The organism is Microvirga sp., assembly GCF_014699075.1.
Lineage (GTDB): Bacteria > Pseudomonadota > Alphaproteobacteria > Rhizobiales > Beijerinckiaceae > Microvirga.
In genome coordinates this window covers 430,931-454,045 of the sequence record NZ_JACXAB010000001.1, presented here as the reverse complement: position 1 = coordinate 454,045, position 23,115 = coordinate 430,931, and the positions used below count along the sequence as shown (strand labels likewise).

Sequence of the window (23,115 nt, the reverse complement as noted above, 5' to 3'; positions counted from 1 at the left end):
CATGAAGCAGCGCATCCGAAAGATTGATCGCATTCTGAAGGTTCAGGAGCGCCTCAAGCAGGAGGCCGAGTTGAAGGTGTCTCTTCTCGAGCGAGAAGTTGCAGAGCTGCGAGCATCGCAAGAGGCGATCATTCACTCGATGAACGACCACGACACCCTTCACGGCCTGTTCGTGGACGTAGCCGCCAAGCGATTGCAGGCGCTGTCGACGCAGGAATGTCATGTGGAGAAAGCGAAGATCGCGCAGAAAGCCGTTGCTCTCGACAAAGCCATGCAGGCGAAGCGGACGGAGAAGATGCTGTCGAACCTTAAAGACAAGAGCCGGCGGGAGACGGAGAAGAAAGATCTCGTATCGATCCTGGAGACGCTGGCCAAGGGCGGCAGCGCAAGCTTCCCGTAAGCTAGCCGATGTAGAAAAGGCTGAACGCAAGAACCGAGAGTGACGCGATGGCGATCAGCCCGCCCTCAGACATTATCAACGACGTCGCAAGAGCAGCCGACCCGACCCGCCTGCAGGCCGCCTCCCGCAAGCTCATGGAAGGTGCGTCTCCGGCGGAGGGTGCGAGCTTCGACGACGCCGTGAAGGCAGCCGCGGACAAGCCCCTCATGATGCCCGGTGCCGACATCTATTCCATCCGCAACTCGCTGCGCAATGACGCCGAGACTGCGAATGCCGATAAGGTGCGGAAAGCCCATCAGGATTTCGAGGCCTACATCCTGCAGACCTTCGTCGAATCGATGCTGCCCAAGGACGCCGAGAATACCTACGGCAAAGGCAATGCAGGCTCGATCTGGAAATCCATGCTGGCGGAGCAGATTGGCGAGCAGCTGTCGAAGGCTGGCGGGATCGGGATCGCCGACAGGCTTCTCAGTGCTCGCAAGCAGGATCCTTCCGCCGCTACGCCGCAGGTGCCGAGCCACCCGGTGAACAGCCTGCTCGGCAAAGTATAGCGTCGGCCGCAAGAGATCATTCGAACAGAGGAATATGCCCATGCTGATGAAATCGCTGGATCGCCTTGAAGAGACGCTCGACATGGAAACATCGGCGCTTCTGGCGCGGGATCTCTCAAACCTGGATGAGTTCAACCGCCGCAAGAGCCAGTGCCTCCTCGAGATCAGCCGGATCGTCCGGACCGCCGAAATCAGCGCTCTGGATCCCAACGCCACCAAGCGCCTCCAGAACCTGCAGGGCAAGATCGAGCACAATCAGGACATCCTCCGGCGCCACATGCATGCCGTGCAGGAGGTCGCAAGCATCATCTCGAATGCGATCCAGAAGGCTGAGTCCGACAGCACCTACTCGGCTCATGTCGCCAAGGCAGGTTACGGCACATGATCAAGAACGTCATGGCGGGTTTCTGGGTCTGCGCCGTCACGCTGGCCTCGTGCTACGCGGCGGTGACATGGACCGTCGGAAAGGCGCCAGTCGAGGACAAGGGAAATTATGAAGGCTTGCAGTACAAGAAGCTGCCGCCCATGAACATTCCGGTCATCGCCGAGGGAGCCGTCCAGGGATACGTGATTGCCAATCTGGTCTTCACGGCAGATGCCAAGACGTTGCGGGAAATTTCGATCCCGCCGGAAGCCTTCATTCAGGATGAGGTTTTTCGGTATGTCTATGCAGACGAGACCCTCGATTTCAGGAAGCTGTCCCGGTACAACGTCAATGGAATGATCGGCAACGTTCGAGACAGGATCAACAAGCGCCTGGGTGCCGAGATCGTCAAGGAAATCCTGGTCGAAAATTTCAACTTCGTCGACAAGTCCGCCATTCGCTCCTAGCCGATATGCGCTCCGCCAGGAGCCGAATTGCCAGGAACAGGAAATATTTAAATGAGTTATTGCTTGATCATTGATGACTCGCGCGTCATCCGGAAAGTCTCCCGCGAGATCGCCGAAGGACTGTCCTTCCGTGTGGGTGAGGCCGAGAACGGCGAGGTGGGGCTGCAGGCGTGCAGGGCAGAGATGCCCGACGTGATTCTCCTCGATTGGAACATGCCCGTCATGGATGGGTACAGCTTCCTCAAGCATCTGCGCGCAACGCCGGAGGGGCAGGCCCCGAAGGTTGTGTTCTGCACGACGGAGAACGATCTCGATCATATCACGCGCGCTTTGGACGCTGGAGCGAACGAGTACATCATGAAGCCGTTCGACCGGGACATCCTTGCAGCCAAGTTCCAGGAACTCGGCGTCCTTCCCGTCTCCCACTCAGCGTGACACCATGTCGATTGCTCCCGTCATTCAACCTGGTTCTGCGCAGAACAGACCGACCCGCGTCATGATCGTCGATGACAGCGCCGTCATCCGCGGGATGATTGCGCGCTGGCTCACCGAAGCCGGCGGCTTCGAGATTGTCGCTACGGCGGCCAATGGGCGTATGGCGGTCGATGCTGCCGAACGCTCCAAGCCGGAGATCATCCTGCTCGATATCGAGATGCCGGAGGTTGACGGTCTTGCGGCTCTCCCCATGATCCTCAAGGTTCAGCCGGCGAGCAAGGTCATCGTCATCTCGACTCTCACCCAGAGAAATGCCGAGATCTCGCTGAAGTGCCTTTCACTAGGGGCTGTCGATTACCTGGCAAAGCCGGAAAGTGCCCGCGCGGCAGGAGCGGCGGCCGACTTCCAGCGCGATCTTATCGCGAAGCTGCGCGCCCTCGGCGAAGCGAAGAGCCGCCAGGCGAGAACGTCGGCACCGACCCTCTCCGTCCTGCCGACGCCTAGTGCTGCGCCCGTTGCGAAGCCCGGCACGGTGAGGCCGCAATGCCTGCTGATCGGATCCTCCACCGGCGGTCCTCGTGCGGTCGAACGAGTCCTGCTCGATCTCAAGCCAGCTCTTTCGAGCATCCCGGTGCTGATCGTGCAGCACATGCCCGCGATGTTCACGGCCGTCTTCGCCGAGCATCTGCAGTCCTTCCTCTCCGTTCCGGCCCGGGAGGCCCGGGATGGTGACGCGGTCAGCCCCGGAACGATCCTCGTCGCCCCCGGCGGGCGGCACATGGGCGTGGTCTCGTCCGGCGGCAAGGCCGTCATCCGGCTCAACGACGGGCCGCCTGAGAATTTCTGCCGCCCCGCCGTCGACGTGCTCTTCCGGGAAGCCGCAGGCGTGTTCGGCGCCTCGGTCATCGCAGCGGTGCTCACAGGCATGGGGTCGGACGGAACGCATGGAGCGCGCCACCTCACCAAGGCTGGCGCCACAATCATCGCCCAGGACGAAGCCACGAGCATCGTCTGGGGAATGCCGGGAAGCATCGTGAAGGCCGGGCTGGCCCATGAGATCCTTCCCCTGGAATCCATCGGCCGCTCTCTGAAGGGCCACATTACCGGATCCGCAAAATGACCGAGGCCGAATTCGACGCGCTGCGCGCCTTTCTCAAAACCCGCTCGGGACTGGCGCTGTCCCCGGACAAGCGATATCTCGTGGAAAGCCGCCTCTCGTCGGTCTGCACGCGTTTCAAGATCGACAGCCTGTCGCATCTGGTGCGCGAGATCAGGGCAGGGCGGTCCATTGCCCTGGAGAAGGCCACCATTGAGGCCATGACCACGAACGAGACCTTCTTCTTCCGGGACAAGGCGCCGTTCGATCTATTTCAGGATGTCCTGCTGCCGAAGTACCTGAAGGAGCGCGCATCGACCCGCAGGCTGCGGATCTGGTGCGCGGCGGCCTCCACCGGCCAGGAGCCGTATTCCCTCGCCATGCTGCTGAAGGAAGCCGCGCCGCGCATGCCGGGCTGGCACATCGAGATCGTGGCGTCCGATATCTCAACCGAGGTTTTGGAAAAGGCGAAGGCCGGATTCTACAACCAGTTCGAGGTGCAGCGCGGCCTGCCGATCCGCCTGCTGGTCAAATACTTCACGCAGGTGGGGGATCAGTGGCAGATCGCGCCCGAGATCCGCGCGATGGTGGATTACCGCTACCTGAACCTGATCGAGGACTTCAACCGCTTGGGCCAGTTCGACATCGTTTATTGTCGCAACGTGCTGATCTATTTCGATCCCAACCTGAAGGCCGATGTGCTGCGCCGGATCGCGAACGTCATGGTGCCTGACGGCTCCCTTCTGCTCGGCGCCTCGGAGACGGTGCTCGGCGTGACCGACGCGCTGACGCTCGATCCTGCTCATCGCGGCCTGTATTCGAAGAACGGTGCGAGCGCCGCGCCCAAGATGTTCGCCGTCGGCGGACGGTAAAATGGGTGCGAGAACGCATTCGCTTTAGATTTCGTTCCCGCAGAGGCACCAATCGATCTCTGACTGGTGTCCGGGAATAGTAAAACGACCTGACATTCATAGTTAACGAAAGATTAACAGCAAAAATTCTGCTCCAACTTCGATCTTATTGCTTGACGCTAAGAGAGGGGGTTGGTAGACAAGAGCTGCGAGCACCGCAGTCGGATATCGCAAGGTATCCAGGTGCAGAGAAAGCACTATGGTACGCCTTCTTACGAAGGCTAGGCATGATGCCACTTCCATTTTGCCGGTAAAAGCCCGGATGTCATGTGAGCAGCGGATCGAGATTCTCTCGAGGCATGAAGCCACTCCGCTGGGTCGGTTAGATCCCGACATTCCCTGAACAATCACATCATTCAAGGAAGAAGCACATGTCTTCGATCAACACGAACCTCTCCGCCATGACCGCCCTGCAGGCTCTGAAGAGCACGCAGACCGCCATGAACAAGAACCAGAGCCAGATCTCCACGGGTCTGCGCGTTGGAGAGGCCTCCCACAACGCGTCTTACTGGTCGATCTCGACGAAGATGAAGTCCGACAACGGTGCTCTCGGCGCTGTGAAGGACTCGATTAAGCAGTCCAAGGCGATGATCGACACCTATTCGTCGGCTTTGGACAAGACCCTGGGTTATCTCAACAAGATCAAGACAGGTCTTGTTTCGGCGAAGCAGCCGGGTGCTGATCTGGCCAAAATCCAGACCGAGTTCGAGGCTAATCTGGCTGGTCTCAAGAGCACTGCCGCGTCCGCAACGTTCAACGGCCAAAACTGGCTCAACGCGACCAGCACGACCAGTGCCACTACTCAAGCCAAGCTTGTGACTTCCTACGATGGTCAGAACAAGTCCATTGGTACACTTGACATCGATATCACGAAGGTCCGTCTTTATGACGCCGCGACTCCCACGAGCGGCCTTCTGAACGATGTGGAGGATGTGGACCTCAATAACCTCCAGACACCTGCGAAGGTTACATTCACTTCTGCCTCTCTGGCAGGTCTGACCACGGGCGACACACTGGCGCTCGAGATGACGAACGGAACCAACACGTACAACCTGTCCTTCGCGGCTCCTGCTGGAATGGCTGCTGATGACAAGGTGGCATTTGCCCAGGCCATTAACAACGACAGCTCCATGAGCTCTCTCGTTGAGGCAAAGGTCGATACGAACGGTAACCTGGTCATTGAGTCCAAGATCGCAAATCTGAACTTCAGCGTAACGGCTGGAGACAATCAGATCACCGGTACGACTGTTACCCCCGCTCCGGGCACTCCTACTGCCTGGGGTCCCGGTGCCGGAACCATCGCGAGCTTCCTGCAGGACGTAGACACCGCTATCAATAAGGTGACTGAGGGTTCTGCAATGCTGGGCGCTAACAAGGCCCTTCTGGAAGCGCAGGAAGAGTTCATCAGCACACTTACCGACTCGCTCACCGCCGGCGTTAGCGCCTTCATCGATGCCGATATGAACGAAGTGTCGACCCGCAACCAGGCTCTGCAGACTCAGCAGCAGCTCGGCGTGCAGGCTCTCTCGATGGCTAACCAGAACAGCCAGATGATCCTGAAGCTCTTCCAGTAAGAGTTTTAGCATCGACCTGAAGGGAGCCTCACCTTGAGAAAGGTGAGGCTCCTTTCGTTTGAGAAGAGCGTGTGATGTTCTCCAAGCAATCCAACGGTCACCGATCCCGTCTGCGGGTTCTTGCCATGGGCGCCGCAGTCGCCGTTTCCAGCATGACTTATTCCAGCGGGAGCTATGGGCTCGCCACATGGTTCGGTGCCTGGGATTATGTTCTGAGGCATGACGAGGAGGGGCAGCCCCAGGCCGCCTTCGCCCGCCTGCGCGGGGAGAACGGATCCCTGCTCTGGCTGACGTGCCAGCGACTTGTCTCCGATGCCGACCAGCCTCCCGTACCCTTTGCGACTGTGGCCGTTGCCCAGAAGCAGTTCCTTGGACGCAGCGACACTCATGGACGCAGCACCGTCTACTGGTTTGACGGCGGCAGTCCCGAGGTCGGCCACTGGGTGTATCGGGACCGGCACGGTCAAATTCCAGATCCCGGTCAGGTGCGGGCCTTCATCGACAAGCTGGCCGCTGCGCAAAGTTTGACGATTGAGCTGTCGAATTTTCGCTACGAGACGCGGCAGCACGAATTCCGCTTCGATCCGAAGGACGCCAGGACGATGGCCGACAGGTTCAGAAAAGATTGCAACGATATTCTTCGCAAAAGCGATTTGTAGCTTGCCTGCCGTTCTCGCCAGACCGGTTTAGCGCTGGAGAAATCCGCCATGATCAACACATCGACACGCTATCAACTCGTCACCAAGGACTTGGCGAAGACCAAGGCCCTGATCGAAAAGGAGCCGATGACGAAACGCGAGATCGACTATTACAAGGCCAACATCAGAAGCATCAAAACCATTGACGACTTCATCAAGAACGATCGTATCTTCAAGTTCGCTATGAAGGCTTATGGGCTCGAGGATATGGCTTACGCCAAAGGGCTCTTCAAGAAGCTGCTCCAGGAAGGAGTGAGCAACCCTTTGAGCATGGCCAACAAGATGTCGAATCCGCTCTACAAGGAGTTCGCCAAGGCATTCGACTTCAAGACCAAGGGATCTGCCGCGACCTCGGCTGCCAGTGCCACTACGGAGGCCGTGCAGAAATACGTCCAGCTCAGTCTCGAGAAGAGAGAGGGCGAGCAGAACCAAGGGGTCCAGCTCGCCATGTATTTCAAGCGCAAGGCCTCGTCGGTGACCACGACGATGGGTCTGCTGGCCGACAAGGCGCTTCTCAAGTTCGTGCAGACGACCTTCAACATCCCGACGACGGCCTCCAAGGCGGATCTCGACATCCAGGTGAGAAACCTCGAGAAGCACATCAACATCAAGGATCTGCAGGACCCCAAGAAGGTCGACAAGCTGATTCAGCGTTTCAATGCCATGTGGGATGTGACCAATCCTAGCGCGGCCACCATTTCGCCCGTCATGACATTGTTCGATCAGTCATCGGTCCAGCAGAACTTCAGCGTGGACCTGATGATGAGCATCGCCAAGCTCCGTCCGGGCGGCTTCTAGACCTCGCGAGAGCGCTTTGGTTGAGCAGCTCTCTTGAAGTCACTTAGCCCTTCGCCCGCACACCCACGACAATTCGCTCCGATACCGGCATGGCGTCCGACGGAGCGTGGACCACGTATACGCCTTGGCACACCCGCGTGATCTTCCGGACAGGCGTGTGGTGCTTGTCCGCCCCCGTCAGGTAGTTCACGGTGTAGTAGGGTTCGCCGCCCACATAGGTTGTCGTCCTGGTCTTGAAGACATAGCCGACTTGGCTGGAGTTGATGCGGTACACGGATGTGGGCGGGCCATAGGCCGCGATGTGCGACGAGATCGGCTTTCCGATATATTCCGAGCAGGACATCTCGGCCGCCTCGTAAGTGGTTGTCGTGCAACCGCCGGCACCAAAAGTAATCGCAAGCAAGGCGAAAACGGGTCTCAAGCAGGCCTCCCAATGATCTGCAGAATGTATCATGGAAGTTCTGGCGCTCCGATTCATTGCAATGAGCCTTCGCGCTACGTGGTAAAGACGGCATTCCCTTCGCCCGGTGCCCGTTCCGCGAACTTCAGATGCAGGTGCGTGCCAGTTTCGCACAAGGCTGCCGACGCATGATGCACCCGGAACGACAGTGCCGTCGAACGTCAGGGGAGAGCGCATGAGTATCATTTTGGTGCCGGTTATTGCCGGATCGCTGATCGGGCTCGTGGGCACGCCCACCATTCGCCTCCTGGCATCATCGAAAAGAGCGAGAACCTGGGCAAGGAGCCAGAGCGGGTTTCTGCGCCGTTACTGAAGACGTTCGGGTGGGAGCTGGAAAAGACGATGCGGTGACGGCGGTTTGCTCGACCAGATCATGGCATTTCTTTCGGGCCAAGACGTTTGAGCAGGCGGCAGGGTCGATTGCTCCGCTCCTCTTCATTCGAAGAGTATCGGCGCGAGACGCAGGATTCGTTCGTCGTTCTGTTGCTTGAAGTCAACACTGCGACATCGTTCTGACATCTTACTCCGAATCGCGCTTGCGCAGATCCCGTGCGGCTGACAGCTTTGATGAAAAGAAGCGGATGGGTGCGGGGGCATGAACAGAACCGGTCTCTTAAAGCATAGAGGAAGGCAGCTGCTGGCTGCCGCAGGCATGGGTGTCGTGACCCTGTCGGCCGTCGCGACGGCGAATACAGCTCACGCGTTTCCGCAGTTGAACATGCCGGTGATGAGCGCCGCCATCCTGTCGTCCGGACAGGCCGGGCCGACGCCGGCCTGGATCGCCTTCTGCAGGCAGATGCCTGTCGAATGTGCGCACGACCCTTCCGAGCCTGCCGTGATTGCGCTGAACCAGGAGACGTGGAAGCTCCTCGTCGATGTCAACGAGCGCGTGAACGCCACGATCCTGCCGGTAACGGATCAGGATCATTGGGGCGTGGCCGATCGCTGGGACTACCCGGATGACGGGATCGGCGATTGCGAGGACATTCAGATCCTGAAGCGCCGCATGCTCATCCAGGCAGGCCTGCCGCGGCGGGCTCTGCGGATGACGGTGGTGATCGACGAGCTCGGCGCCGGCCACGCGGTGCTGATGGCGCGCACCAACCGGGGCGACTACATCCTCGACAACAAGCGCGCGGCTGTCCTGTCCTGGCAGGAGACCGGCTACCGTTATGTGAAGCGGGAGGGAACGGAGAGCGCAGCCTGGGTTTGGCTCGGCAATCAGGCCGCCCCGATGGTGACGGCCACCAAGTAATCCGATTGATCGAACATTGCATGAGCGCGAGCCGCGCTCATGCAGATCAAGGAAACTTCTTAGCTCGCAGCTTTCGCGGTCGGCCGCTGGCTGATCATCGTCTCCGACGTCAGAACGACCCAGCCGTTGTCGGAGCGCTCAATCGAGATGATCTGGCCAATGCCGGGAAGCGTCATGCCCGGGGTGACCCACCAGACGCCTTCCGGTCCTTCGATCAGGGCTGACTCGCTCGTCGCCCTGTGGATCACGTAGCGCTGGAACTGGCTCTGGCGATCGATGGCCAGGGCTGCCTTGTCGGTCTTGGCTTCCGCGACCAAATCCATGTTCTTCTGCCTGGTCAACGAGCCTGTCGTTGCCGGGCTGAGATCAACTGCACGCGCGGTCTTGGTGTCCGCGCCCTTGCTCATCACCAAGCCGTTTCCTGCGCTCTGGAGATAGGCGTAGCCATCGCTGAGATAGACCGCATAAACTGGAAGCGCGACGGCCGAGAGGGTGAGCGCCAGCCCGAGGCACATGACGATGCGGTCGCCCACCACCTCGCGGGCCCGGATCAGATCCTCCAGGCGCCGCACCTTGCGCTCTCGGGTTTCGATGGCGGCTCCGCGTCCGGGCTGTCCCGCCCTGGCCACCTGCTCCAATACTTTATCGAACCGTACGCCCATGGAAACCGCCGCTATGAGAATCGACCGCAATCATTCCTATTAGGTTATGCTTAACAATCCGTCACCTCACGCAGAGAAAGCCTGTTGAAAAATTGGATAGGCCAGAGCAAGCCTCGCACAAGCGTTCTGTGAATACTGCGCCTGTATTCAAGCAATTTTGCTGATCAGGACTTTTGGGGGATGCATGAAGATCAGAACGAAGATATTTGCGCTCGTCGCGGCCTTGAGCTTCGTCGCGATGGTCATCGCCGCCGTCGGCATCAGCACCCTGCAAACCTATAATCAGGCGGTTGCCGACGTGCGGCTCGCCGCCACGCGTGCCCTCTATGGCGAGCGCCTGAACCGGCTTGTGACGCATGTGGTCATGGAAGCGCGCGGGATCTATGCCTCGAAGACGACCGCCGATGCCCGCAAGTTCGGCGAAGGACTGACCACCAATCTCAATGAGATCGACAAGCTGCTGAAAGAGTGGGCGCCGATCGTCCCGGATTCGCACAAGGCGCTGTTCGACGCCGTGGTCAAGGACGCCGCCGCCTTCAAGACATTCCGCTCCGAGACCGTGCGCCTGGGTGCCGAAGTGTCGCCTGAGGCTGCCAACGCCCAGGGCAACACCGATGGCAACCGGGCCAACCGGAAGGCTTTCCAGGTCAGCATCGACGCCTTGACGCAGAAGGGCAGCGAAGAGATCGCCGCGGTCGACCGCTATTCCGCTGAGCTCTACAGCGAGCGTCTCACCCTGCTCGTCTCCATCGCGCTCGGCGGCACGATCTTGGCGCTGCTGATCGGCTGGCTCGTGGGTCATAGGCAGATCGCCCGTCCGCTGAAGGTCGTCACCGAGGCGATCCAGAAGCTGGCCTCCGGCGACTACAACCTGCCGAAGGCAAAGGCCGGCAACGACGAGATCGGCGACATCTGGAAGGCCACGCAGGTCTTCGCCGGCACCATGCAGGAAGCCGACGGGCTGCGGCGCCAGCAGACGGAATCCGAAAAGCAGGCCGCCGAGCGCCGCAGGCTCGAGATGATGGCGCTCGCGCAGAACTTCGAGGGCAGCGTGGGTGGTCTCGTGCAGCATCTCTCCGTCGCCGCCCAGCAGATGGAGTCCACGGCCCGCTCGATGGCCAGCACCGCCCAGCAGACGAACCAGCAATCGAACGCGGTGGCGGCTGCGGCCGAGCAGACCTCCAGCAACGTGCAGGCCGTAGCCGCCGCCACGGAGGAGCTTGCCGCATCGTCGAACGAGATCGGCAGCCAGGTGTCGCAAACGTCCGCGGCCGCGGCTCGCGCCGTGCAGAATGCGCGCAAGACCAACGAGCTCGTGGAGACGCTTGCGGACGGCGCGCAGAAGATCGGCGAGGTCGTTGCCCTCATCAACAGCATCGCGAGCCAGACCAACCTGCTGGCGCTCAACGCCACCATCGAGGCGGCCCGTGCAGGGGAGGCCGGAAAAGGCTTCGCCGTGGTGGCTGCCGAGGTGAAGGAGCTGGCGAACCAGACCTCGCGGGCGACCGAGGACATCACCTCGCACATCAACCAGATCCAGCAATCCACCAAGGGCGCCGTGGACGCCATCCGCGAGATCGGCCTCACCATCGAGGAGGTGCACCAGATCGCCACCAACGTGGCCGCCGCCGTCGAGGAGCAGCAGGCGGCCACGCAGGAGATCGCCCGCAATGTCAGCGAGGCCGCCCGCGGCACCCAGGAGGTGACCCAGAGCATCGTCCAGGTGCAGGGAGCGGCAACCCATGCCGGCTCGGCGGCCTCCCAGGTGCTGGCGGCGGCCGGGGAGTTGTCGACCAACTCGTCGGCCCTGACCCGGGAAGTCGAAGGCTTCCTGCAGGGTGTCCGGGCGGCGTGACGCTGCCGGTTCGACCGGCATTAACCACGCGAATCAAAAGGCGCAGCTTCGGGCTGCGCCTTTCCTATGCCGGCATTCCCCTGGGAAGCCTCAGGCCGTCTTGGAGATGTCCTCGGCCGGAGCAGTACCGCCTGCTGCGCCAGCCTCACGCCTGAGCCGGCGCGCCTCCTGGGCCTTCCTGGCCGCGGCCTGGACGTAGGACAGGAGCGTGGCATTCAGATAGGGCTTGGCGAGAAAGACCGCTCCCGGCGGCAGATCTTCCTCCTTTGGCCACTCGCGGCCTGAGGAGACGATGATTTCCACCCCGGGCCAGTCCCGGTGCACGTGGCCTACCAGTTCGTAGCCGTTCATGCCGGGCGGCATCTCCACGTCAGAGAGCAGGACATCCACGGCAACCTCGGCTTTCAGCACGCGCAGGGCCTCCTCGGCGTCACCGGCCTCGATGACGCGGAAGTTCGCCTCCAGCAGGATGTCGGCCGTGACGAGCCGCACCAGCGGTTCGTCTTCGACCAGGAGAACGACGCCTATGGGTTGCTGGTGGGACACGGGACCGAGGGGACAGAGGGCAGGGCTGATGGCAAACGTGGCCATTGATAGACGGTTCCACGTGCGAGAGCCACCCTTTCCCGCGTGGTGACTTAGCGCACGGCGCAGGAGAACCCACAGGGCGCCACCACGTTGTCCGCCTGTTGTATGCGTCTGGGGCAAGAATGAGTGCTGCATCCGTTACGGTTCTTCCACGCCGGACCCCGCCGACGATCCTTGTTGTCGAAGGGGATATCCGGATCCGGTATCGTGTCAGCGACGAGCTGCGGGCTTGGGGGTTCAAGGTGCTGGAGGCCGGCTCCGCACCGGAGGCGCTGACCGTGCTCGATGCCGTCCCGGTCGATCTTCTGGTCCTGGCCCTTGACCTGCCGGGTGCTGGCGGCTGGGACGTGGTACGTCACCTTCGCGAGAGCCCGGTCCCGACGAAGATGATCGTCACGTCCGGGGAGACGGATCTGCCAGACAACCTCGGACCTTTCGTCCGCAAGCCCTACCAGGCTGCCGAGATTGCCGCGCTCGCCGCGCAGAGCCTGAACTGGCAGCCGCCTCCACAAGCTTGACCGCAGGAACAAAGGCAAAAGCTCGGCGGTTAGCTTTGCGTGAGCACGTCATCGACCCATCTTTCGGCCGAGGCCGACACCCCCCTCCAGACCATCCTCGTCGTCGAGGATGAGGTCCTGATCCGTCTTGTGGTTGCCGAATACCTGCGAGAATGCGGCTATCGGGTCCATGAGGCTGTCAGCGCCGAGGAGGCCATCCTCATCCTCCAAGCCCCGGAGGTGTCCGTCGACATCGTGTTCAGCGACGTCGAGATGCCGGGGGACATGGACGGCTTTTGGCTTGCCCGCTGGGTCCGGTCCAATATGCCCGACACACAGGTCATCCTCACCTCCGGGGCCGAGCGGTCGGCCGACATCGCCGGAACCCTCTGCGAAGCCGGCCCCCTGATGAAGAAGCCGTATCACACGCAGGAGGTCGTTGACCGAATCAAGCAGCTGAAGGCCACGGCCAAGCGCTTCTGATCCTGCCTCCCCCCTACGATCGCTGCGCCGCAGCATCACGGCTCCTCGATGGCAGGGAACCTGACAAAGTCATACCCGTTTCTTGCAGGATGAAACCGCACCGCCGCATCGTAAAGCACCCTGTTGTTCTGCTGGTGGAGGACGAACCTCTTGTTCGCCTCACCCAGGTCGACATTCTCAAAGAGTCCGAGTTCTGGGTTGTCGAGGCTCAGGACGCCGATGAGGCGTTCGAGCTCCTGAAATCGCGACCCGAGATCGACGCCATCCTGACCGACGTGGACATGCCCGGCTCCATGGACGGCTTCGAGTTTGCCCGTCTGGTCCGGCAGGGCTGGCCGGAGGTGGCCGTCCTGGTGATCTCCGGCAAGACCGGCCCGGGACCCGGCGACCTGCCGCCCAACGCCACCTTCCTGCACAAGCCCATCATGCCGGACGATCTGGTCGCAGCGCTGCACGACGTGATGGCCCGGCGGCCGCAGAACAGCGGCGTTTCCTGACAGGCTTGAGGGGAGCGCCTTCTCTCAACCGCCCTGCCACGGCTCATGCACGGACCTCCAACATCAAACCCACCGGCCTCATCCTGAGGAGCAGCCGTCAGGCTGCGTCTCGAAGGATCGTCCAGTGCTCTCTGGAGCCTCCTTCGAGACGGTCACTGCGTCACCTCCTCAGGATGAGGGCGGAAGGAGCCGCAGCGGTCCAAAGACGTGGATGGCCGGGACAAGCCCGGCCATGACGGAGAGAGTGTCATCCCCGGCGCACGAAGTGCGGGAAGGGGATCCATAGCGCCGCATGTGTGAGTGGATTCCCTTCCCCTCCGCTGCGCTCCGGCGGGGAATGACACCCTTATCGTCACATTCGTCATTCCGGGGCCGCGCAGCGGAGCCCGGAATCCATAAACGCTAACGGTGCAGAAAGAGGCGCTACGCTAATCGCTTATTCTTCAGACGTGGTGGTTATGGATTCCGGGCTCTCGCTAACGCTCGCCCCGGAATGACACGGACCAACAGGCACAGCTTCTCGACCCAAGCTGGTCGGGTTTTCACGCGTGAACGGCCTCGTGCGTCCGCGTGTCGATCACCTCCGGCTGCTCAGTCTCCCGTGCCCACAGGCGCTCCACCTCCGCCTGAACCTTGTGGATGGCCGCTTCCTTCACCGGGCCGTAGCCGCGGATGTCCATTGGAGCCTGCGCGATCGCCAGCAGGTCGGTGAAGCGCTCCGCCTTGAGGCTTGCAAGAATACGCTCGACCTGCGCCTCGTACCAGCCGATCAGAGCGCGCTCCGTGCGCCGCTCGGCCGTATAGCCGAAGATGTCGAACGGCGTGCCGCGAACGATCTTCATCTTCGCCAGCACCCGCATGGGCGTCTGAACCCACTGGCCGAAGGCGCGCTTCTTCGGGCGGCCCCGCGCGTCGCGCTTGGAGGCGAGAAGCGGCGGCGCCAGATGGTACTTCACCGTAAAGTCGCCGTCGAATTCCTGCTGCAGCTTGTCGAGGAAGCCGCTCTCCATGTGAAGGCGCGCGACCTCGTACTCGTCCTTGTAGGCCATGAGCTTGAACAATGAGCGCGCCACCGCATCGGTGAGGGTCTCGGACCCAAGCGCAATTTCAGCTTTACGGACCCGGGACACCATCATCGCGTAGCGGCCGGCGTAGAGCGCATCCTGATAATCGGTGAGGAAAGCAACCCGCCGGGCGATCACCTGATCCAGCGTTTCGGGCTCGTCCGGCTTATCGTTCGCGATCTCATGCACGACATCCGGGTCGGCGCTGAGCAGGCGTCCCCAGGCGAAGGCCTGCCGGTTGCGCTCGACCGCCACGCCGTTGAGTTCGATGGCGCGCGACAGGGCTTCGAACGAGACCGGCACGAGCCCCTGCTGCCAGGCAAAGCCCAGCATCATCACGTTGGCGAAAACCGTGTCGCCGAGCAGCGTCTCGGCCAACGCATTGGCATTGACGGTTGCCATGTTGCCCGCACCGATGACGCGTTCGATGGCGCGAAGCCGCGTGCGGCTCGCGAGATCCGCGTCGCGGAAGCGCACCACATCGCCGGTGGGCATCTCGGCGGTGTTCATCACCGCCCTGGTGCCGTGCCGGTATGTGCCGGAGGCCTTGGGCGAGGAGCTGACCACGAGATCGCAGCCGATCAGCGCATCCGCCGCGCCCTGGTCGATGCGCACCTGGTTCAGTTCGGTCGGATCGGCAGCGATGCGCAGATAGCTCAGCACCGGTCCGAACTTCTGCGCGAAGCCCGTGAAGTCGAGCACCGACACGCCGCGCCCTTCGAGATGCGCCGCCATGCTGATGAGCGCGCCGATCGTGACGACGCCCGTGCCGCCGACGCCCGTGACGAGCAGGTCGAAGGGTTTCTCTAGCGCGGGGAGAACCGGTGAGGGCAGGGACGCGGCGCGTGCCGCCGCATCGAAGGCGGACGTGGTCTTCGCCCGGCGCGTAGCGCCCTCGACCGTGACAAAGCTCGGGCAGAAGCCGTCCAGGCACGAGAAGTCCTTGTTGCAGGTGGAGAGGTTGATCTTGCGCTTGCGCCCGAAGGGGGTTTCCTTCGGCTCCACGCTCAGGCAGTTCGACGCCACCGAGCAGTCGCCGCAGCCTTCGCAGACAAGATCGTTGATAGTGGCAAAGCGCTTCGGGTCCTCCATCTGGCCGCGCTTGCGGCGGCGGCGCTTCTCGGTGGCGCAGGTCTGCTCGTAGATCAGCACCGTCACGCCGGAGATGTTGCGCAGCTCCTTCTGCACTCCATCGAGGTCGTCGCGATGGTGGATCGTCACGCCTTTCGGCAGATCGGCGGGAATGAATTTGTCAGGATCGTCCGACACGAGCGCGATGCGCTGCACGCCTTCCGCCCTCACGCTGTGCGCGATGGCATAGACGCTGATGGGTCCATCCACCGGCTGGCCGCCGGTCATGGCGACCGCGTCGTTGAAGAGGATCTTGTAGGTGATGTTGGCGCCCGCGGCCATGGCCTGTCGGATCGCCATGGAGCCCGAATGGTAATAGGTGCCTTCGCCCAGATTCTGGAAGATGTGGCCCTGGCCGGTGAACTTGGATGACGCCGCCCAGTTCACGCCTTCGCCGCCCATCTGGATCAGGGACGAGGTCTCGCGGTCCATCCAGCTTGCCATGAAGTGGCAGCCGATGCCGGCCAGCGCTTTCGAGCCTTCCGGCACCTTGGTGGAGGTGTTGTGCGGGCAGCCGGGGCAGAAATAGGGCGTGCGCGTTGCGCCCGGCACCGCGATCACGCGTTCCGCGTCGGGCGTGAGGGCGGCGACGCGCTGCGCGAGGTTGAGATCGGGAAAGATCGGGTCGAGGCGCTTGGCCAGAACGTCGGCGAGAAAGCGCGGCGTGAGCTCTCCCGTCCAGGGGATGAGCCGCTGGCCCATCTCATCGTGCTTGCCGACCATGCGCTCGGGCTTCGAGCCCGGGTAGTCGTAGAAGTATTCCTTGAACTGGCTCTCGATGATGCCGCGTTTCTCCTCGACCACGAGGATCTCGCGCTTGCCCCTCACGAATTCCATGGCGTCGTGCAGCGGCAGCGGCCACACCATGCCGACCTTGTAGATGTCGATGCCGTGCAGACGGCAGGCCGCCTCGTCGAGGCCGATGAGGCGAAGCGCCTCCATGAGGTCGAGATGGGCCTTGCCGGCCGTGACGATGCCGTAGGAGGCATCCGGGATGTCGTAGATGCGCCGGTCGATGGGGTTGGCTTTGGCGAAGGCATAGACCGCGTGCTTCTTCGCCTCCATGCGCTCTTCGATCTGCGGTCCCGGCAGATCCGGCCAGCGGTAATGCAGGCCTCCGGGAGGCGGGGTGAAATCGGGCTCGGCGAACCGGCGCGCCGGGCGCAGCTCGACGGAGGTGCCGGATTCGACGATCTCGGACACCGCCTTGAAGCCGACCCACATGCCGGAGAAGCGGCTCAGTGCATAACCGTACTCGCCGAACTCCAGGTACTCGGCCACACTCGCTGGATGCAGCGTCGGCATGAACCAACTCATGAAGGCGACGTCGGATTGGTGCGGCATCGACGAGGACACGCAGCCATGGTCATCGCCCGCCACCACCAGCACGCCGCCATGGGGCGACGAGCCATAGGCGTTGCCGTGCTTCAGGGCATCGCCCGAGCGGTCGACGCCGGGTCCCTTGCCGTACCAGAGGCCGAACACGCCCTCGACCTGCCGGTTGGGGTCGGTCTCCACCTGCTGCGAGCCCAGCACCGCGGTTGCGGCGAGATCCTCGTTGACGGCGGGCAGGAATTCGATCCGGTGCTCCTTCAGCTGCTCCTTGATGCGCCAGAATTCGAGATCGACGCCGCCGAGCGGCGAGCCGCGATAGCCCGACACAAAGCCGGCCGTGTTGAGGCCAGTCAGCCGGTCGCGTTTGGCTTGGTCGAGCACGATGCGGATGATGGCCTGTGTGCCGGTGAGCAACACCCGGCCGGTCTCGCGGGCATAGCGGTCGGAGAGCCGGTAATCGTCAAGGGACGGAACGCGTGTCATCAGCCTGACCTCAAGGAGAAGCTCTGTTCTGGCTAACTATGGTAGTCCCGAACGGCTGGTAGGTGCTTTCTCTTTGTTCCTCGTCAGGGCCTCTTTGTGGTAGATGCTCCGAACCTGAGCGCTATATTTGGTAAGAACTACCAATGGGAAGGCGCGATGTTGGAGAAGCAGGACGAGCATATTCTAGCGCAGCTGCAGAATGAGGGACGCACCACAAACCAGCAGCTGGCCGAGAACGTGGGCATGTCGACCTCCGCCTGCTGGCGGCGCGTTCGGGCGCTGGAAGAAATCGGGGTAATCACCGGCTATTCCGCCCTGGTGGATCGGGAGAAGGCCGGCTTCACCACCTCGGCGATCCTTCACGTGTCCCTGGAGCGGCACGACGCAACATTCGTCGACGAGTTCGTTTCACGTGTGACAGAGCGGGCCGAGGTGCTGGAATGCTTCGCCACCACGGGCGACGCCGATTACCACCTGCGGGTCGTGGTGCGCGACATGAAGGCCTACAACGCGTTTCTCGACGAATTCATGTTCCGCCTGCCCGGCATCCGATATGTGCGCACCAACGTGGTCCTGAAAGAGATCAAGACCAGCGTGGCACTGCCGTTCTGAAGTACGGCTGATTTTATTTGCTCTCAGGCAGCAGCGCGTAAGCAAGCTGCGCGATGGCGACGGGCCGGCTGTCGCCAACCGTGGTGAGCGTCACGCTGCCGAAGGCCATGGTCCGCCCCAAGCGCACCACCTTCGCCTCCGCCAGCACATCGGCGCTCGCCGCCGGACGCAGGAAGTGCATCGTCTGATCGACCGTGGTCATGGGCCTATAGGCACCTCCAGCCGAGGAGACGGCGAACACCATGGCAGTGTCGGCCAGGCTCATGAGCGCCTGCCCGCAGATCACGCCATTGTCGCGGCACAGCCTCTCCGAGAACGGCATGCGCAGAACCGCGCCCTCAGGGCTGAGGCTCTCGATGGAGAGTTCGAGCGCCTGAATCCAGGGCGCAAAGACATCGGTGAGCATCCGCTCGGCGGTGGCCTGGTCGAACGTGGACATTGATTCCCCCAAACATTCTTCTGATATCCGCTCCCAGCCGTGACGAAGCGGCAGATACCAGTCTTATCTCAAAGCAACCGGCATGCGCTGCCAATAATCTTCCATCACGCACGCACTGCATTCATCGTCAGGAGATCATAGGTCGCCACTGTCTCGTCCTTGTCGGTGGTGATCTCCACATCCCAGCGCACCTCGCCATACTGCTCGTTGCGTGGCGACTTGGATTTTGCCGTCAACCGGACCTTGATGGTCTCGCCCGGCTGAACAGGCTTGAGGAAGCGCAGGGAATCGAGGCCGTAATTGGCCAGAACCGGCCCCAGATCCGGATCGACGAACAGGCCTGCCGCGAAGGCCAGGAGCAGGTAGCCATGGGCAACGCGGCCGGGGAAGAACGGGTGGTCCTTCGTATCTTCTTCACTCATGTGGGCATAGAAGGTGTCGCCGGTGAACTCGGCAAAATGCTCGATATCCCCAAGAGTGATCGTGCGCTCCTTCGAGATGAAGGTCTGGCCGATGGCGAGGTCCTCGAAGTGGTAGCGGAAGGGGTGCCGCCCCTCCTGGACCATGGGAGCGCCCTTGATCCAGCTCTGCGTCACGCGCGACAGCATGGCGGGCGAGCCCTGCAAGGCCGTGCGCTGCATGTAGTGATGCACGCCGCGCATGCCGCCGAGCTCCTCGCCGCCGCCAGCGCGTCCCGGCCCGCCATGCACCATGTGCGGCATCGGCGAGCCGTGACCGGTCTGTTCCTTGGCACAGTCGCGATCGATCAGCACGAGACGTCCGTGGAAAGCGCCGACACCGAAGACGAGATCGGATGCCACTGCGGGATCATAGGTATAGATCGAGGCCACAAGGCTGCCGTCGCCGCGATTCGCAAGCGCCATTGCCTGGTCGAGCCCGTCATAGCCCATGACGGTGCAGACCGGGCCGAAGGCCTCGACGCTATGCACATTGGTGGCGCGGATCGGATCCGGGCAGTGCAGCAGAAGCGGCGGAATGAAGGCGCCGCGCTCGCGGTCCGCGCCCTCGACCGTGAAATTCTCCGGATCACCGACGACGATGTCAGCCTCGCTCCGCAGCTTCGTCACCTGCGCCAGCACATCGCGGCGCTGGCCGAGACCGACGACCGGGCCCATGCGGACGTTCTCAAGTTCGGGGTTGCCGACCGTGACCTTGGAGAGCCGCTCACGCAAAGCCTCGATGACTGCAGGAACATGCGCGTTGGGAGCGATGGCGCGACGGATTGCGGTGCATTTCTGACCGGCCTTGACGGTCATCTCCTTCGCGACCTCCTTGATGAAAAGGTCGAATTCCGGCGAGCCAGGTCCGGCGTCGGGGGCAAGAATGGCAGCGTTGAGTGAATCGCGCTCGGCGATGAAGCGGACGGACTCCCGAGCAATCACCGGATGCCGCTGCAGCTTCTGTGCCGTGTCGGCGGAGCCCGTGAAGGACACCACGTCCTGGCAGGTGAGGTGGTCGAACAGATCGCCGGTGGAGCCGATGATGCACTGGAGAGCGCCTTCGGGAAGAATGCGGGACTCCGCGATCATGCGCACGAGGGCATGGGTCACGTAGGACGTGATCGTCGCGGGCTTCGTCACCACCGGCACGCCGGCCAGGATCGCTGGCGCGAGCTTCTCCAGCATGCCCCAGCAGGGGAAATTGAAGGCGTTGATGTGGACGGCGACACCGGCCAGGGGCGCCATCACGTGCTGGCCGACGAAGCTGCCGCCCTTCGACAAGGGCTCCACGGCGCCATCGATGAGGAAGGTGGTGTTGGGCAGCTCGCGGCGGCCTTTGGAGGCATAGACGAACAGGGTGCCGATGCCGCCGTCCACATCGATGAAATTGTCGGATCGCGTGGTACCTGTCTGATAGGAGAGCTTGTAGAGTTGCTCCTTGCGCTCTGACAGATAGATGGCAAGAGCTTTCAGAAGCTCTGCACGCTGGTGGAAGGTCAGACGTCGCAGATTAGGGCCGCCGACCTGCCGGGCATAGGCCAGCACCTCGCCCATATCGAGACCGCCGCTGGCAACCTCGGCAACCACGTCGCCGGTCACCGCGCCGCGAACCTCAGTGAGTTCCTGGCCGGGCGACATCCAACTTCCGCGAACGAAGCTTTCAAGTCTCATGGGGCACCTTGGATGATGAATGGTGGCTGCATCGGCATCGCCGGGTCCATGCAGCATTATTGACCGACCGGTCGGTTAGTCAAGGAATTTTGCCAGCACCAGTTCGGGCCATATCTCGACAATTCGGGGAAAGAATCGATAGGTGAGAACTGCAGCCGAGAGGCGGCTTCGTATCCGACAAGCAAATGGAGTGGGTTTGAATGGCCGGGTTTGTCGAAGCCCTCCTCGACAGGTTCCACGAGCGAACCCCGATCAGGGCAGGCTCCCTGATCGTGACCGTCTTCGGGGATGCGGTGGCACCTCGGGGCGGGGTGTTGTCGCTGGCTTCGCTTCACGAGATCATGCGGGCATTCCGGATCAGCGATACGCTCGTGAGAACGGCCTTGTCCCGCCTCGTGTCGGACGGATGGTTCGAGCGGTGGAAGTTGGGGCGCAACAGCTATTACCGGCTCGCTCCTCAGGGGCGGCAGGCCTTTGCCCAAGCGACGCAGCGGATCTATGCCGATCTGCCCCAGGATTGGCATGGCTCCTTCGACCTTCTGCTGCTTGAGAATGCCCAGGACCGGACCGCCCTCAAGGCCGAGCTGTCGGAGGCCGGGTATGGGATTCTTGGAACGGATCTCATGATTGCCGCTTCCGCATCAGCCGGAGAAGCCGCCACCTTTCTGCGGCTTTCCGCTGTGCCGGCCGATCTGCCCACAGCCCAGCGGCTCGTGGAACGGGCTTGGCCGCTCGCGGACATCGAAAGCCGGTATCAGCGCTTTATCGACACCTATTCCGGCACGCTCTCGGCTCTTGAGCGGGGGAGCGGGTTCACGAATCTGGATGCCCTCCTGGTCCGGATCCTGTTGATCCACGACTATCGTCGCGCTGTCCTGAAGGATCCCCTGCTGCCGGCGCAACTCCTTCCGAAGCCATGGGCGGGAGCGAGCGCCCGCGCACTCTGCGGGACGATCTACAAGACCCTGCTGCCGGCCTCCGAGCGATGGATCGACACCCATGCCCAGGACGACAAGGGGCCGCTGCCGGAGGCCGACAGGGGCTTCGCGGAACGGTTCGAGTCGATCCCGGCCTCAGCCAAGCTGAAGGTTGTCTGAAAGATAAGTTACAAGAAAATCTTGAATAACTAATTTTTTGTGACATATTAAGTGAAGCGCTGACGGGGCAATCCGCCTTGCCTTGGAGCGCTAACGACCGGAACAGCGTTGACTATGCGCCCGGGTGGGCAATGGCCTCCAACCCTTCGAAGCTGCCTGGTTCTCATTTCAGGGGGGTGGCTTGGGAGGAGTGAACCGAACGAAGGCTCAAGGAGAAGCGCCGTGTACGCACAGATGGTGAAGACGGGCGTCGATCATATCCAGTCCAAGGAAGAGATGTCCCCTGAGGAGCGCGCCTTCCAGGATCGCGTCGACCAGGACATCAAGATCGAGCCCAAGGAGTGGATGCCGGAAGCCTATCGCAAGACCCTCATCCGGCAGATCTCCCAGCATGCCCATTCCGAGATCATCGGCATGCAGCCCGAGGGCAACTGGATCACCCGCGCGCCGACGCTGGAGCGCAAGGCCATCCTGCTCGCCAAGGTGCAGGACGAGGCGGGCCATGGTCTCTATCTCTATTGCGCCGCCGAGACGCTCGGCGTGAGCCGCGACGAGCTTATGGAGCAGCTCAACAGCGGCAAGGCGAAGTATTCGAGCATCTTCAATTACCCGACGATCACCTGGGCCGATATCGGCGCCATCGGCTGGCTCGTGGACGGTGCCGCGATCATGAACCAGGTGCCGCTGCAGCGCTGCTCCTATGGTCCCTATTCCCGCGCCATGATCCGCATCTGCAAGGAGGAGAGCTTCCACCAGCGCCAGGGCTACGACGCGATGACGAAGCTCGCCCGCGGCACCCCCGAGCAGAAGGCGATGGCGCAGGATGCGCTGAACCGCTGGTGGTGGCCATCCCTGATGATGTTCGGTCCGTCCGATGCGGAGTCGGTTCACAGCGCCCAGTCCATGCGCTGGAAGATCAAGATCAACTCCAACGATGAGCTGCGCCAGAAATTCGTCGACCAGACGGTCCCGCAGGCCGAGTATCTCGGACTGACCGTTCCCGATCCCGATCTCAAGTGGAACGCCGAACGCGGGCACTACGATTTCGGCGAGGTCAACTGGGACGAGTTCTATCAGGTGATCGCCGGCAACGGCCCCTGCAACCGGGACCGCCTGCGCACGCGGGTGAAGGCCTATGAAGAAGGCCGGTGGGTGCGCGATGCCGCCGACGCCTACGCGGCCAAGAAAGCAGCGCGCGCCAAAGCCAAGGCTGCGTGAGCGGGAGAGCGAC

General features: G+C 62.1%; 25 protein-coding genes. 19 read left to right on the top strand and 6 right to left on the bottom strand.

Features of this window, described 5'->3' with window-relative positions; all coding sequences use genetic code 11:
* The first annotated feature begins 1 nt into the window (after position 1).
* The 10 genes from IC232_RS02320 (at position 2) to IC232_RS02275 (ending at position 7,294) form a co-directional block, all read left to right on the top strand.
* A complete protein-coding gene (locus IC232_RS02320; RefSeq protein ID WP_190843268.1) occupies positions 2-400 on the top strand; it encodes a hypothetical protein in 399 nt (132 codons plus the stop codon).
* 47 nt (positions 401-447) lie between these two features.
* A complete protein-coding gene (locus IC232_RS02315; protein WP_190843267.1) occupies positions 448-951 on the top strand; it encodes a rod-binding protein in 504 nt (167 codons plus the stop codon).
* 40 nt (positions 952-991) lie between these two features.
* Positions 992-1,336 carry a flagellar protein FlgN gene (locus tag IC232_RS02310; protein WP_190843266.1) on the top strand — a complete coding sequence of 115 codons (345 nt, stop codon included), beginning with the start codon at positions 992-994 and terminating at the stop codon, positions 1,334-1,336.
* Complete coding sequence (locus IC232_RS02305; RefSeq protein WP_190843265.1) at positions 1,333-1,782, top strand: hypothetical protein; 450 nt, start codon at positions 1,333-1,335, stop codon at positions 1,780-1,782. The genes IC232_RS02310 and IC232_RS02305 overlap by 4 nt, the downstream gene beginning before the upstream one ends.
* Before the next feature lie 51 nt (positions 1,783-1,833).
* Entirely contained in the window at positions 1,834-2,217 is a 384-nt protein-coding gene (locus IC232_RS02300; RefSeq protein ID WP_190843264.1) for a PleD family two-component system response regulator, read from the top strand.
* A gap of 4 nt (positions 2,218-2,221) precedes the next feature.
* Complete coding sequence (locus IC232_RS02295) at positions 2,222-3,337, top strand: chemotaxis response regulator protein-glutamate methylesterase (RefSeq protein WP_190843263.1); 1,116 nt, start codon at positions 2,222-2,224, stop codon at positions 3,335-3,337.
* Entirely contained in the window at positions 3,334-4,185 is an 852-nt protein-coding gene (locus IC232_RS02290) for a CheR family methyltransferase (protein ID WP_190843262.1), read from the top strand. The genes IC232_RS02295 and IC232_RS02290 overlap by 4 nt, the downstream gene beginning before the upstream one ends.
* A gap of 410 nt (positions 4,186-4,595) precedes the next feature.
* Positions 4,596-5,798 (top strand): flagellin, encoded by a 1,203-nt coding sequence (locus IC232_RS02285; RefSeq protein WP_190843261.1) that lies wholly within the window; start codon positions 4,596-4,598, stop codon positions 5,796-5,798.
* A 74-nt stretch (positions 5,799-5,872) separates the two neighbouring features.
* Positions 5,873-6,457 (top strand): hypothetical protein, encoded by a 585-nt coding sequence (locus IC232_RS02280; protein ID WP_190843260.1) that lies wholly within the window; start codon positions 5,873-5,875, stop codon positions 6,455-6,457.
* Between the two features lie 48 nt (positions 6,458-6,505).
* Positions 6,506-7,294: a DUF1217 domain-containing protein gene (locus IC232_RS02275; RefSeq protein WP_190843259.1), complete on the top strand. Its 789-nt coding sequence runs from the start codon at positions 6,506-6,508 to the stop codon at positions 7,292-7,294.
* A 43-nt stretch (positions 7,295-7,337) separates the two neighbouring features.
* Here the strand turns inward: IC232_RS02275 and IC232_RS02270 are convergent, their stop codons facing one another.
* Positions 7,338-7,715, bottom strand: coding sequence for a hypothetical protein (locus IC232_RS02270; RefSeq protein ID WP_190843258.1), 378 nt, complete (start codon positions 7,713-7,715; stop codon positions 7,338-7,340).
* Positions 7,716-7,929: 214 nt separating this feature from the next.
* On the opposite strand from IC232_RS02270, the gene IC232_RS02265 reads away from it, so the two are divergent.
* A complete protein-coding gene (locus tag IC232_RS02265) occupies positions 7,930-8,067 on the top strand; it encodes a hypothetical protein (RefSeq protein ID WP_190843257.1) in 138 nt (45 codons plus the stop codon).
* Between the two features lie 282 nt (positions 8,068-8,349).
* Positions 8,350-9,009: a transglutaminase-like cysteine peptidase gene (locus IC232_RS02260; protein WP_190843256.1), complete on the top strand. Its 660-nt coding sequence runs from the start codon at positions 8,350-8,352 to the stop codon at positions 9,007-9,009.
* 59 nt (positions 9,010-9,068) lie between these two features.
* Here the strand turns inward: IC232_RS02260 and IC232_RS02255 are convergent, their stop codons facing one another.
* Positions 9,069-9,671, bottom strand: coding sequence for a hypothetical protein (locus IC232_RS02255; protein WP_190843255.1), 603 nt, complete (start codon positions 9,669-9,671; stop codon positions 9,069-9,071).
* Between the two features lie 184 nt (positions 9,672-9,855).
* On the opposite strand from IC232_RS02255, the gene IC232_RS02250 reads away from it, so the two are divergent.
* The gene (locus IC232_RS02250) at positions 9,856-11,526 is read left to right on the top strand and encodes a methyl-accepting chemotaxis protein (protein ID WP_190843254.1); all 1,671 of its coding nucleotides are present in this window, start codon (positions 9,856-9,858) and stop codon (positions 11,524-11,526) included.
* Positions 11,527-11,616: 90 nt separating this feature from the next.
* Here the strand turns inward: IC232_RS02250 and IC232_RS02245 are convergent, their stop codons facing one another.
* Positions 11,617-12,117: a response regulator gene (locus IC232_RS02245; protein ID WP_190843253.1), complete on the bottom strand. Its 501-nt coding sequence runs from the start codon at positions 12,115-12,117 to the stop codon at positions 11,617-11,619.
* 119 nt (positions 12,118-12,236) lie between these two features.
* Here IC232_RS02245 and IC232_RS02240 point away from each other — a divergent pair, with 119 nt between their 5' ends.
* The 3 genes from IC232_RS02240 (at position 12,237) to IC232_RS02230 (ending at position 13,591) form a co-directional block, all read left to right on the top strand.
* Positions 12,237-12,632 (top strand): response regulator, encoded by a 396-nt coding sequence (locus IC232_RS02240; protein WP_190843252.1) that lies wholly within the window; start codon positions 12,237-12,239, stop codon positions 12,630-12,632.
* A gap of 39 nt (positions 12,633-12,671) precedes the next feature.
* A complete protein-coding gene (locus tag IC232_RS02235; protein WP_190843251.1) occupies positions 12,672-13,094 on the top strand; it encodes a response regulator transcription factor in 423 nt (140 codons plus the stop codon).
* 89 nt (positions 13,095-13,183) lie between these two features.
* Positions 13,184-13,591, top strand: a complete 408-nt coding sequence (locus IC232_RS02230) for a response regulator (RefSeq protein WP_190843250.1) — start codon at positions 13,184-13,186, stop codon at positions 13,589-13,591.
* 542 nt (positions 13,592-14,133) lie between these two features.
* On the opposite strand, the gene IC232_RS02225 is transcribed toward IC232_RS02230, so the two are convergent.
* Complete coding sequence (locus IC232_RS02225) at positions 14,134-17,604, bottom strand: indolepyruvate ferredoxin oxidoreductase family protein (RefSeq protein ID WP_190843249.1); 3,471 nt, start codon at positions 17,602-17,604, stop codon at positions 14,134-14,136.
* Between the two features lie 156 nt (positions 17,605-17,760).
* Here IC232_RS02225 and IC232_RS02220 point away from each other — a divergent pair, with 156 nt between their 5' ends.
* Positions 17,761-18,216, top strand: coding sequence for an Lrp/AsnC family transcriptional regulator (locus IC232_RS02220; protein ID WP_190843248.1), 456 nt, complete (start codon positions 17,761-17,763; stop codon positions 18,214-18,216).
* Between the two features lie 13 nt (positions 18,217-18,229).
* Here the strand turns inward: IC232_RS02220 and IC232_RS02215 are convergent, their stop codons facing one another.
* On the bottom strand, positions 18,230-18,655 hold the full coding sequence (locus IC232_RS02215; RefSeq protein WP_190843247.1) for a PaaI family thioesterase: 426 nt from the start codon (positions 18,653-18,655) through the stop codon (positions 18,230-18,232).
* Positions 18,656-18,759: 104 nt separating this feature from the next.
* Positions 18,760-20,787 carry a phenylacetic acid degradation bifunctional protein PaaZ gene (paaZ, locus tag IC232_RS02210; RefSeq protein WP_190843246.1) on the bottom strand — a complete coding sequence of 676 codons (2,028 nt, stop codon included), beginning with the start codon at positions 20,785-20,787 and terminating at the stop codon, positions 18,760-18,762.
* 200 nt (positions 20,788-20,987) lie between these two features.
* Between paaZ and IC232_RS02205 the strand changes: the two genes are divergently transcribed.
* Both IC232_RS02205 and paaA read left to right on the top strand, forming a co-directional pair.
* Entirely contained in the window at positions 20,988-21,884 is an 897-nt protein-coding gene (locus IC232_RS02205) for a PaaX family transcriptional regulator C-terminal domain-containing protein (protein ID WP_190843245.1), read from the top strand.
* A gap of 222 nt (positions 21,885-22,106) precedes the next feature.
* A complete protein-coding gene (paaA, locus tag IC232_RS02200; protein ID WP_190843244.1) occupies positions 22,107-23,102 on the top strand; it encodes a 1,2-phenylacetyl-CoA epoxidase subunit PaaA in 996 nt (331 codons plus the stop codon).
* The last annotated feature ends 13 nt before the right edge of the window (positions 23,103-23,115 follow it).